The sequence below is a fragment of the Nocardiopsis coralliicola genome (assembly GCF_054779695.1).
Window position 1 is genome coordinate 51287 of sequence record NZ_BAAGXT010000038.1, and the last position, 10187, is coordinate 61473.

General features: G+C 69.8%; 13 protein-coding genes. 3 read left to right on the forward strand and 10 right to left on the reverse strand.

Features of this window, described 5'->3' with window-relative positions; all coding sequences use genetic code 11:
- Nucleotides 1-240: 240 nt before the first annotated feature.
- The 5 genes from ACYVGT_RS21570 to ACYVGT_RS21590 form a co-directional block, all read right to left on the reverse strand.
- Nucleotides 241-993, reverse strand: a complete 753-nt coding sequence (locus ACYVGT_RS21570) for a hypothetical protein (protein ID WP_460861399.1) — start codon at nt 991-993, stop codon at nt 241-243.
- Between the two features lie 115 nt (nt 994-1108).
- Nucleotides 1109-1729, reverse strand: coding sequence for a hypothetical protein (locus tag ACYVGT_RS21575; protein WP_460861401.1), 621 nt, complete (start codon nt 1727-1729; stop codon nt 1109-1111).
- 354 nt (nt 1730-2083) lie between these two features.
- Entirely contained in the window at nt 2084-2683 is a 600-nt protein-coding gene (locus ACYVGT_RS21580; protein ID WP_460861404.1) for a hypothetical protein, read from the reverse strand.
- Nucleotides 2684-3148: 465 nt separating this feature from the next.
- Nucleotides 3149-3655 (reverse strand): hypothetical protein, encoded by a 507-nt coding sequence (locus ACYVGT_RS21585; RefSeq protein WP_460861406.1) that lies wholly within the window; start codon nt 3653-3655, stop codon nt 3149-3151.
- Between the two features lie 107 nt (nt 3656-3762).
- Nucleotides 3763-4668 carry an NADP-dependent oxidoreductase gene (locus tag ACYVGT_RS21590; protein ID WP_460861408.1) on the reverse strand — a complete coding sequence of 302 codons (906 nt, stop codon included), beginning with the start codon at nt 4666-4668 and terminating at the stop codon, nt 3763-3765.
- A gap of 143 nt (nt 4669-4811) precedes the next feature.
- On the opposite strand from ACYVGT_RS21590, the gene ACYVGT_RS21595 reads away from it, so the two are divergent.
- Entirely contained in the window at nt 4812-5183 is a 372-nt protein-coding gene (locus tag ACYVGT_RS21595; protein ID WP_460861411.1) for a MerR family transcriptional regulator, read from the forward strand.
- 34 nt (nt 5184-5217) lie between these two features.
- On the opposite strand, the gene ACYVGT_RS21600 is transcribed toward ACYVGT_RS21595, so the two are convergent.
- Nucleotides 5218-5778, reverse strand: coding sequence for an NUDIX hydrolase (locus tag ACYVGT_RS21600; protein WP_460861413.1), 561 nt, complete (start codon nt 5776-5778; stop codon nt 5218-5220).
- Nucleotides 5775-6905 carry an NAD(P)-dependent oxidoreductase gene (locus ACYVGT_RS21605; RefSeq protein WP_460861416.1) on the reverse strand — a complete coding sequence of 377 codons (1131 nt, stop codon included), beginning with the start codon at nt 6903-6905 and terminating at the stop codon, nt 5775-5777. The genes ACYVGT_RS21600 and ACYVGT_RS21605 overlap by 4 nt, the downstream gene beginning before the upstream one ends.
- Before the next feature lie 133 nt (nt 6906-7038).
- Between ACYVGT_RS21605 and ACYVGT_RS21610 the strand changes: the two genes are divergently transcribed.
- Nucleotides 7039-7851 (forward strand): UTRA domain-containing protein, encoded by an 813-nt coding sequence (locus tag ACYVGT_RS21610; protein ID WP_460861418.1) that lies wholly within the window; start codon nt 7039-7041, stop codon nt 7849-7851.
- A 204-nt stretch (nt 7852-8055) separates the two neighbouring features.
- A complete protein-coding gene (locus tag ACYVGT_RS21615) occupies nt 8056-8409 on the forward strand; it encodes an ASCH domain-containing protein (RefSeq protein ID WP_460861427.1) in 354 nt (117 codons plus the stop codon).
- Between the two features lie 100 nt (nt 8410-8509).
- Here ACYVGT_RS21615 and ACYVGT_RS21620 read toward each other — a convergent pair whose 3' ends face one another.
- The 3 genes from ACYVGT_RS21620 to ACYVGT_RS21630 form a co-directional block, all read right to left on the reverse strand.
- Nucleotides 8510-8698, reverse strand: a complete 189-nt coding sequence (locus ACYVGT_RS21620) for a DUF397 domain-containing protein (protein WP_460861421.1) — start codon at nt 8696-8698, stop codon at nt 8510-8512.
- Nucleotides 8699-8782: 84 nt separating this feature from the next.
- Nucleotides 8783-8983: a DUF397 domain-containing protein gene (locus ACYVGT_RS21625; RefSeq protein ID WP_460861425.1), complete on the reverse strand. Its 201-nt coding sequence runs from the start codon at nt 8981-8983 to the stop codon at nt 8783-8785.
- Nucleotides 8984-9000: 17 nt separating this feature from the next.
- Nucleotides 9001-9897 (reverse strand): helix-turn-helix domain-containing protein, encoded by an 897-nt coding sequence (locus tag ACYVGT_RS21630; RefSeq protein WP_460861429.1) that lies wholly within the window; start codon nt 9895-9897, stop codon nt 9001-9003.
- Nucleotides 9898-10187: the final 290 nt, after the last annotated feature.

Genomic DNA, 10187 nt, shown 5'->3' on the forward strand with positions numbered 1-10187 from the left:
GGTTCACAGCGAAATGCCAAGAGGAGCTGTGGGATCTGCGCGTCCTCCAGGGGTTCCTCATCGCGGCGGTTGCAGCTACCGCCGTGCACTGGGCCATGGTCGTGGTTCGGCATGGCGGCGGTGAGCCATTCGGCCAGGTGCCGCTCCGATGCACTCACGCCGCGCGGCCCAAGTGGATGCCCCGCCGCACGCGCCAACCCGCCCGCCGACCCTTGGACGGCGGGCGTCTAGCGTCAGCGGTCAGTCGCGCGGCGCGCCGGCCTTCATGGCGTCCTCGTAGGCGGCGCACGCCTGAAGGGCCCGGTCAATCCGGTCCTCGGGCGCACCCTCGCCTTCTGCGCCGCAGGCCACCAGAAGGTTTCCGGACGTGAACGCCACGGCGCCCTGGGCTTCGTCCTGCCCGGTGGTGTGCAGGGCACGGCTGTAGTCGCCGTGCTCGATGTCGTGCTCCTCGCTGCCGTCGCCGCTCAGCTCGCTGAAGACCAGGTCGAGGCGGCCTTCCACGGCGCCGTCCTGCTCGGCGAAGTCGGGATCAAGCAGCATCGCCGTCATCATCACCACGCCGTCCGCGTCTTCGCCCTCGCAGAGGAGGACAAAGGAGGCATGCTTTGCGGCGTCCTCCTCCGCAATGGAGCCGCTCGGGGCTTCGGGGCCCTCGCCGTCCAGCGCGAGCCCCTCGGCGTGGGCGTCAGCGGAGCTGCAGCGCACCATGGCCGAGTAGTGCTCCGGGCTGCCCAGCGCGAAGACGAGGGTCAGGACGACAGCGAGAACGGCCGCGCCCGCGAGGCCGAGGATGAGGAACAGCTTTCCGTTCCCCGAGCCCGTTCCGCGGCTCGGCGGAGGCGGCGGGAACCCTGCGCCCGCGCCGTACGGCGGTCCGGGCGGACCCTGCGGCGGCGGACCGTACTGCGCGCCGGGCGGGTAGCCCGGACCAGGGGGCTGCCCCGGAGGGTACGGGCCTCCGTAGCCGGAGGGCGGGGGATGGTCCGGCACTCGTGCTCCAAAGGAGATCGGGGTCGTATCACTGGAATGAAGATTGTCCCGTCCCTTCCGGATTGGACGCGCAGCGGGCCCCGCGGCCGGTGGTGGCGGCGGGGCCCGAGCGGCGTCAGGCGCGCGGTGCGTCGGCCTGCATGGCGTCCTCGTAGGAGGAGCACGCCTGCAGGGCCCGGTCGACCCGCTCCTCCGGCTCGCCGCCGCCCTCGGCGGCGCACATGTAGAGGATGTTCCCCTTGGTGAAACCGACGGTGGCCCCGGAGTCCCCGGAGCCGGTCTCCGCGAAGTCCTCGGCCCGGCTGTGGTCGCCGTGCGCGATGTCCTGGGTCTCGCCGTCGCTGGGGAGGTTGTCGCTGAAGTAGGAGTTGAGGACCGATTCCATGGCGCCGTCCTCCTCGGCGGCGAGCGGATTGATGAGGAACGCCGACACGACGATCTCCCCCGTGTCGTCCTCTCCGCCGCAGAGGACGGCGGAGTCGACGTCGTCGAACGCGTCGGTGAAGAAGGACGGCACCTCCGAGGGGGCGTCGCCCTCCAACGTGAGGCCCTCGGAGTCCGCGTCGCCGCAGCGGACGAGCGCCGAGTACTGCGTGGGGCCGCTGAGCGCCAGGATCAGGGTCAGGACGACGACGAGCACCGCGGCGCTGCTGAGCCCCAGGATGAGGAACAGCTTCCGGTTGTCGGCGCCGCCCGGGTTGTAGGGCTGGCCCGGCGGTGGGCCTCCCGGCGGCATCGGAGGCCCGGGCGGTCCCGGCGGGCCGGGCGGGCCCATCGGCGGACCGGGGGAGCCGGGGGGCTGCGGGGCTCCCGGCGGTCCCGGCGCTCCGGGGCCGAAGGGCGGTCCGCCGTGCTGCGGGGGCGGGGCGGGGCCGCCGGGCGGACCCGGGTGTCCGGGCGGCTGGCCGCCGGGCCAGCCGGGGTTTCCAGGGACTCCCGGGCCGTGGGGTGGGGGATGGTCCGGCACGCGCGCTCCAAAGGCGGTCGGGGTCGAATCACTCACGATTCTCCCGTCTCGCGCCCCCGGCCGCGCCGGATCCGGCACAGCCGGGCCCCGCCGCGGACGGTGCCGGCGGCGGGGCCCGCGAGGTCAGACGCGCGGGGCGTCGGCCTTCATGGCGTCCTGGTAGGCGCCGCAGACGGCCAGGGCCCGGTCGATGCGCTCCTCCGGCTCGCCGTCCCCTTCGGCGCTGCAGACCACCACGAGGTTGCCCTCCACATAGCCGGCCGTGCCGGTGGACTCCTGCGGGTCGTCCTCGACGAGGTCGGCGGCGAGGCTATAGTCGCCCTCCGAGATGTCGTGCGCTTCGCTGTCCTTCTCGCTCAGCTCGTCGAAGAGGTTGAGGTGCCGCTCGGCCGAGCCGGACTCCTCGGAGGCGAGCGGGTCGATCAGCAGCGCCGACATCAGCACCTCGCCCTCCTCGTCCTGGCCCTCGCAGTCGACCGCGAAGGTGACGTGCACGAATTCGGAGTCGACCTCCTGGCCGCGGAACGACTCGGGGCCGTCGCCCTCCAAGGTGAGGCCGTCGACGTCGGTCGAGTTGCAGCGGATCAGCGCCGAGTACTGCGTGGGGCCGCTGAGGGCGAGGATCAGCGTCACGACGACGACCAGCGCCACCGCGCTGCTCGCGCCGATGATGAGGAACAGCTTGCGGTTGTCCGCGCCGGGACCGCCCTGCTGGAACGGCATGCCGGGGGCCGGCCCGCCGGGCGGCGGCGGGCCCTGGGGCGGGCCCTGCGGAGGCGGCCCGCCCGGCCCGCCAGGCCCGGGCGGGCCGACCTGGCCGGGAGCGCCGGGAGCGCCGGGCTGGCCGTATGCGGGCGGTCCGGCGTACTGCTGCGGCCGGGCCGCCCGGGGTGCGGGCCCGCCTTCGGGACCGGCGTGGCCAGGCTGCAGACCCGAGGGCTGGCCTCCCGGGTCGTGGGGCGGGGGAAATTCCGGCACGCGTCGCTCCAAGGAAAAGGGAAATCGGGGGAATTCCCGCCGATTGTCCCGCGGTCCCCACCGGGCCCAGCCGCCCCGACCGCCCCCTGTCCGTATCCGGCCAGGGGAGGGTGGCTCCGCGCCACCCCGGGTGGTGTGGCGCGCCACCACCCCGCGCTCACCTCGGTTGATGCCGCCGCTGCCGGTCGAACGCGGCCGGCCGGCCCGCGGTCAGCAGATCGGCCCGGGCGGCAGCGCCGCGACGGTGACGGCCCCGTCGAACGCGCGCTCCAGGAGCACGCCGGCCTCTTCGTCGGCGATCCAGAAGTCAGCGAACCGGGCGATGGCCTCGGGCAGGGCTGCGGCGAGCAACGCCGCGCCGATGTGCGCCGTCGGAACCGCGGCCGCTCCCCAGAAGACCAGCGGAGTCCCCTCCGGGAACCACCGCAGGACGGTGCCGGCGAGCAGCCGGTCCCCCTCGGCCGTCCCGTCCTCGGCCGAGGATTCGATGACGGCTTCGGGCACCGCGTCCCAGTCCACCGACCCGTCCGAGCGCTGCGGGAACCGCCCGACACAGCGGGCCCAGGCGTGTTCGTGCTCTGCGGCGCTCAGCAGCCGCACCCCGGCCACGGCGCGGACCCCGGGTCGGCGGACACCGTCCTCCTCCACCACGCAGATCCGCCGCAGGGCGGCGGGCAGGGATTTCGCGTCGGTCCCGTACCGGTCGGATCGCGTCATGACTGGATTGTGCCGCCGGTCCGGGGCCGTGTGGAGCGGCTGCTCCGCCGCGCTTCGGGGCCGGCGCCCCGCGGGGCGCCGGTGCGCCGGCCCGCGGAAGCGCGCGGTCAGATCAGGATCGCGATCTTGCCCCGCGTGTGCCCGCGCTCGGCTTCGGTGTGGGCGTCCGCGATCCGGTCGATGGGATAGGTCCGTTCGATGCGCGGCGTGTAGCGGCCCTGTCTGCCCAGGCCGGCCGCCTCGGCGAGCAGCGCCGGGTTGTTCTCCGCGTTGGCCAGGTGCACACCCAGGCGGTGTGCGGTGGGGTGGTTGGAGACGGTCACGACGCGGTCGAGGCCGCCGGCGATCGCGATGAGGTCGGGCAGGGAGCCGGAGCCCGCGGTGTCGAGCACGGCGTCGATCCCTTCGGGAGCCAGGGCGGCGACGCGTTCCGCGAGGCCGGGGCCGTAGGTGGTCGGCACGGCTCCCAGGGAGGTGAGGAAGGGGTGGTTGCGCTCGCTGGCCGTCCCGATCACCGTTGCGCCCTTCGCGGCGGCGATCTCGACCGCTGCGCTGCCCACGCCTCCTGCGGCTCCCTCGATGAGGAGGGTGCGCCCCGTCACCGGGCCGAGCGCGTTCAACCCGACCAGCGCGGTCACGGAGGCCAGGCCGGCCCCGGCGGCCTCCTCGTCGGTCCACTCGGCGGGAGCGTGGGCCCAGACCGAGAGGACGGCCAGCTCCGCCGTCGCTCCGGTGGCGCCGCCCATGCCGAAGACGCGGTCGCCGACAGCCACCCCCTGGACCTCTGCGCCGATCGCGTCGACCACGCCGACGACATCGCGCCCGGGGATCGCGGGCAGGTCGATCGGGAGGATCTCCCGCGCTGCGCCGGAGCGGAGCTTCCAGTCGACGGGGTTCACGCTGGCCGCCGCCACGCGGACGCGGATCTCGCCGGGCCCCGGCTGCGGGTCCGGCACCTCTTCGACCGCGAGGGTCTCCACGCCGCCGTATTCGTGAAAGCGAACTGCGCGCATGACGTTCTGCCTCTCTTGGCCTGAACTGGCCGTTCACGGGTTCGGCGGCGCACGGGCAGCTGCTCGTGCGCCGGCGGCAGCTACGCTAAAACCTGACATTGGTGTGAGGGGCAAGCCGGACAGGGCTGGACGGGGGAGCGCCGATGCGCATAGGTGAGGTCGCCGCCAGGACGGGCGTGAGCGTCCGGTCGCTGCGCTACTACGAGCAGCAGGAGCTGCTTCCGGCGGACCGGAGCGCCAGTGGCCAGCGGCACTATCCGGACAGCGCCGTCGACCGGGTCCGGCTGATCCAGCAGTTGTATGCCGCGGGCCTGCCGAGCCGGGTGGTCCGCCATGTGCTGCCGTGCGTGGACGCGAAGGAGCCCGTCGCGCCGCCGGCGCTCCAGGACCAGCTGGCGACCGAGCGCGCCCGGATCGATGAGCGGATCGCGGATCTGCTGACCGTGCGCGACCGCCTCGACGGCGTCATCGCCATCGCGCAGACCCCGAGGAGCGAGTGCCCGGACCCGCTGTAGCAGCGCGAGCTGTCTGCAGAGATTGCCACCTGCGTCAGTGTCCCGACGGGGCGACGGGTGCGAGCTTGGCCGACAGTGCGGGCGGAAGGTCCGCGATCGGGCGCCACTCGAAGGCGGTCACTTCGTCGAGCTGGAGACGCACCTCGGCGTCCTCGACCCAGTGGGCATAGCGGAAGTCGAAGTGGAAATGCGCTGGCTCGCCCTTGTCCGGGTTGGCGGGGATCTTGTGAATGTCGATGTCGGCCGGTGCGACGTCATGGGCCGGCGGCGAGACGACCTGTTGCCAGGGGATACCGGCTTCCTCTTCGAGCTCCCGAAGGCTGGCAGCCAGCAGGCTGCCGTCTTCGGGTTCGAGGTGCCCGCCCGGCAGAAGCCACGTGTCAAGCGTCTTGTGCCGGATCATCAGCGCACGGCCTTCGGGGTCGACCACCGCCGCGCCGGCCGTGACGTGGCCGATCCGGAATTCCTTCCGCGAGGCGAGGTCGTGACCCTCGTTGAGCGCGCGGAACAGAAGAGCCATGTCGTCGACTTCGTCCGGGTTCCGGTCGAGGTACTTGGACAGGACGTAACGGATCTCAGGGTGGGTGACTGTCATGCTGCTCCATTGAAGTAGTCGAGCCACGTCGCCGCGACCTGTTCGCGGACTTCGGTCGGCAATTCGTAGTGTGCACTCTCGTGCGGCGCGCGCATGAGTTGCGCGGCCGCGGCGATGATTTCGGCTTGCACGAGGAAGATGAAGGCGCCCACCGATGCGCCGTGCAGGAAGTTCACGGCGTTGCCCTCGTTGAGCACGTAGAAGAAGTGCCCGGTGTGCGAGTACCGGGTGATGGCTTGTCCGACGCTCTCGCGTCCGTACAGGGAGTCGAGCGCGTCGAGTTCGAGCTCGTCGTCCGAGGAGGTGACCGAGGCGATGTAGGCGCCGTTGGCCACCCGGGCGAAGTCGTCGGCCTTGAGCGCGAGGTTGCCCGTCGCGCACACCACGATCCCCGAGCCGGCGAGCGCCTGACCCAGGGTCCCCGAGGTCAGGAACCCCTGGGCGAGCGCCTGGGCGCGCTTGACGGGGTCGATGTCGTAGACGACGACCTGTACGCCGCGCGCGTGCAGCATCCGGGCCACGGAGGAACCGAGCTTGCCGAAGCCCAGGACGGCGGCGGCGCGCCCGTACAGGATGTCGCCGCGCGCCCGGATCAGGGCCTCGGTGGAGAACACCACGGACTGACCGATGAGGTAATCCTCGGGGTCTTTCAAGGGCGAGCGCGCCACCGAGTACACGGGGCACGGCGGCTTGTCGTAGTCGAGGTAGCGGCGGTGTCCGTTCTCGGTGTCCTCGACGACGCCGACGATCTCGCCGGAGAAGCGATCGCACAGTTCGGGCAACGCGGGGGCGAAGTATCCTCCGACGTCGAGCAACACGAGCCGTTCGCCGGCCGCGCGCGATTCGAGGTAGGCAAGAGCTGCGTCGGGGGTAGCGAGCTTGCGCCGGTCGAGCTTGTCGACCTGCCAGAGGGAGGACGCTTCGGTCAGGGCGTCGGGGTCGATGCTCTTCGGCTTGGGCAGAACCGCGCGAAGGTGCGACATGCTCGCGATGGCGCGCAGGAAGACGGACCGGCCGGTCAACAGGTGGGTGATGGCGAGGGTCGAGAGCCGGGTTTCCGGGGCGGTCTGGTCGACGACGCGGGCGAAATAGCTCGCGATCCGGTTGCGCTCGAAGTCTTCGAGCATGGCGACTCCTGTAGGCGGGGGGACGAATCCCCGATTCGCTAGGGGGGCTAAAGTCGACCTCTACGCAATGTAAGCCGAGACGCCACAGTGCGCAATAGGGGGCCTAAAATCGGCCCTGCTGCAAAGGAGGATCGTGGACCCGAAGACCCTTCAGACAGTCGCGGCGATCGCAGACCCGGTCGAGCGGTTGCGGCGCCTGCACCAACTCTCGACCACGCAACAGAGCTATGTGGGTGAACTCGCGCGCATGCGTCGCGAAGCGATCGCCGAGGCACAAGAGTCCGGCCTGACGCAGGGTGAGATCGCCGAGCGCCTTGGGGTCTCGCCGGGGCGCGTCTCGCAGATGAAGAAGGCGCCCGCGCGGCCGCCGGTCGCGCCGGCCGCCTCGACCGAGCCGCGCCCGCGTGTGCTCGTGCAACGTGCCTTGCCGACCGAGCCCGCGACGCGCGGCTCGAAGTCGCTCTACCTGACCGAGGCCGCGGCACAGGGGCTCAAGCCGGAAAGGAAAATGCTCTATACCGGGCCTGAGCCCGCGACTGAGCACGTTGCCGCGGCACTGGAAGTGGAGACCGGCGACGACGTTCTCGCGCGTCGCAAGAGCTTTACGGCTGACGGAGTCCCGGTTCGGGTGGCGACGTCGTACTTCCGGCTCGACGTCTCCGAGGGAACGCCGCTCGAACACCCCGAGTTCGTGTTGCCCACGCTGCAAGACGCAATCGAGAAGCTCGGGCACGTGTTCAGCCACGCGACCGAGACGCTCACGGCGCGTCCCCCGACGTCGTTCGAGGCCGACGAGCTCGACCTCGACTCGGGCGAGTGGGTGGTTCAGGTGCTCCGGATCTCCTACAACACCGAGAGCACGCCCATTCACTTGTTGGAGACCATTTGCGTCGCGAGCCGGCACGTGTTTCCGATCGGTCAGGTTGCCGGAAGCGACCACTTCTGACCCGATCTCTTCGGGATTTGGGTGCCCCAGAGTGCCCGGGTTTTGGGCATCGTTTTCACCGACGGATGCCCTAGAGCCCTCGGGGGACTTAGCTCGTCGTCGGAACCGTGGTCAGCGGTGTCGGCACTTGGCAAAACGAAGGGACATGGCCGACTGATGAACTCCCGACCTGCTGATCTCGACCAGCGTCCGCGCGCGCACGAGATGGGCATCTACAAGCGCTACTTCGACCTGATCGCCTCGGGTGAGAAGACGACCGAGATCAGGGTCAACGACTCCTCGCGTAAGAGGTTGAAGGAAGTGATCTTCTCCGATTCCGCTGCCGCGACGAGGAGGTGCTCACGCGGATCGCCCGCTATAGGGATTTCGACGAGATGTTCGACCACGAGCCGGTTTCGTCGGTCAACCCGACGGCATCGCGTGGGGATCAGCTCCGCAACATCCGGGAGGTCTACCTGCCCGAACGTGAAGCTCTGGGTGTTGTCGCCATTGGGATCGAGCGGGTCAACAGTGGTTCGGATCGCTGACGCAGCCCGCGACAACCGGCGCCACCCGTGATCCACGCCCCGGCATCACGATGTTCGTGCCCGACCGCATGAGCGCACTGCGGCATGCGGATGGCCCGGCGATCGCGTCGCCGGGCTGTGGGGGTGTGGTTTTAGAGCTGGTCGTGTTTGAGGGCTTCGAGGAAGGCGTGCCACTCGTCGGAGGTGAAGGTGACGTGGGCCAGGTGGCGGTGTTGGGTGTCGCGCACCGCTGAGCCGCCGGCGAAGTCAGCGACCTCCACGCAGTTCTGTCCCTTGCCACTGCTGTAGCTGGACTTGCGGAAGGTTGGGTTCTCCGGCATGGGTGCTCCTCGGGTGGGGGTCGCTGTGGGTGTACCCATGCGAGCGGCCCGGCGATCGGGTCGCCGGGCCGTGGGGGTGTGGTTTTAGAGCTGGCCGTGCTTGAGGGCTTCGAGGAAGGCCCGCCACTCGTCGGCGGTGAAGGCGACGTGGCCGAGGTGGCGGTGCTGGGTGTCCCGCACAGCCGATCCGCCGGCGAAGTCGGCGACCTCCACGCAGTCCTGCCCCTTGGCTGAGCTGTAGGAGGACTTGCGGAACTTCATGTCGAATGTCTTCTCGGTAGCCACTGAGGTGTCCTTCAGGTTCAGGTTTGGTCGAGGCGGTCGCGCAGCCAAGCCCGCGAATCATCGACGGATAGTGCCGCGGCATGGACCAGGTCATACACGGTCTCGTAGTGGACCATGTCGTCTGAGTCCTCCACAAACAAGGCGCTGCCGCTCTGTTCCAGATACACCGTTGAGGGATCGTCGGGGAAGTCGAGGAAGACGAAGGATCCATCCATCCCAGGATGTGGGCCGACCTCGTCCGGTAGGACCTGTATGTGCAGGGTAGACCGCTGAACACTGAGTAGGTGGTCGATCTGCTCGGCCGCAATCTCTCGCGGGATCTTGCGGAATGCTGACTCGTCGATGATCGCCCACATCCTTGGAGCTTCCGCCCTGGAGAGGATGTGCTGGCGCATCATCCGTACTTCGACGCGGCGCTCGGCTTCTTCAGGGTCGGCCACCCCGCCGGCTTGGATGACCCGGCGAGCATAAGCTTCGGTTTGCAGAAGTCCGGGCAGGTGGAGGACCTGGTAGGAGCGGATCCGCGACGCTTCGGACTCAAGATCGACGTAGGTCCCTGATCCCAGCACGTCGCGGTAGCCCACCCACCAGCCCGTCTGCGATGCCTCGCGCGCTAGGCGCCGGTATGCGTCGCGGTCGTGTTCCTGGAGGACGCCGTATACGTCGAGCAATGTCTGAAGGTCAGCGTCCCGGACACGCTGGATCTTGCGTGTCTCGATACGGGTGATCTTCGATTCGAACCACGAGCCGTCCGGAGCGAGCTTCTTTGCTGCGGCAGCAGCTTGCTTGGCCGTCATCCCCTTGGCTTCGCGAAGGCGGAGGAGCTGATCAGCAAGCCTCCGCCGCCGAAGCGTTGGACTAGCTGCCAATTCGGCCTCCTTCTTGGCGCCGCGTGTACGACCTGGCCAGACCAACCCTACGCTCAGTGACGAATCTTCGGACATTTGTCGCATCCCTCGCTGGGTAAGGTTGATGGCGATCAAGATTGTCGCACGCAAATTGGATCGCATCTTGCGATATGGATCGCAGTGGGCAACCATGGAGTTACGCACTTGAAGCGGCCGGCCTCTCACCGGCCTCTACTGAGGGAGCTGTTCTCTATGTCCGCTGAAGCCCCCAGGCCCGGTCCGCGGTGGTTCGGGGCCCGTAAGCGCGGCTATGTCCCGCCGTCTTACTGGGTGCCCGACTACCCCGACTTCTGCCG

Coding starts and splice junctions, on each gene's coding strand:
- ACYVGT_RS21590 (WP_460861408.1), bottom strand. CDS start 4,668: ATGCGCGCAGTTCGCTTTCACGAATACGGCGGCGTGGAGACCCTCGCG.
- ACYVGT_RS21595 (WP_460861411.1), top strand. CDS start 4,812: ATGCGCATAGGTGAGGTCGCCGCCAGGACGGGCGTGAGCGTCCGGTCG.
- ACYVGT_RS21620 (WP_460861421.1), bottom strand. CDS start 8,698: ATGCCGGAGAACCCAACCTTCCGCAAGTCCAGCTACAGCAGTGGCAAG.
- ACYVGT_RS21600 (WP_460861413.1), bottom strand. CDS start 5,778: ATGACAGTCACCCACCCTGAGATCCGTTACGTCCTGTCCAAGTACCTC.
- ACYVGT_RS21605 (WP_460861416.1), bottom strand. CDS start 6,905: ATGCTCGAAGACTTCGAGCGCAACCGGATCGCGAGCTATTTCGCCCGC.
- ACYVGT_RS21585 (WP_460861406.1), bottom strand. CDS start 3,655: ATGACGCGATCCGACCGGTACGGGACCGACGCGAAATCCCTGCCCGCC.
- ACYVGT_RS21575 (WP_460861401.1), bottom strand. CDS start 1,729: ATGCCGCCGGGAGGCCCACCGCCGGGCCAGCCCTACAACCCGGGCGGC.
- ACYVGT_RS21580 (WP_460861404.1), bottom strand. CDS start 2,683: ATGCCGTTCCAGCAGGGCGGTCCCGGCGCGGACAACCGCAAGCTGTTC.
- ACYVGT_RS21615 (WP_460861427.1), top strand. CDS start 8,056: ATGGGCATCTACAAGCGCTACTTCGACCTGATCGCCTCGGGTGAGAAG.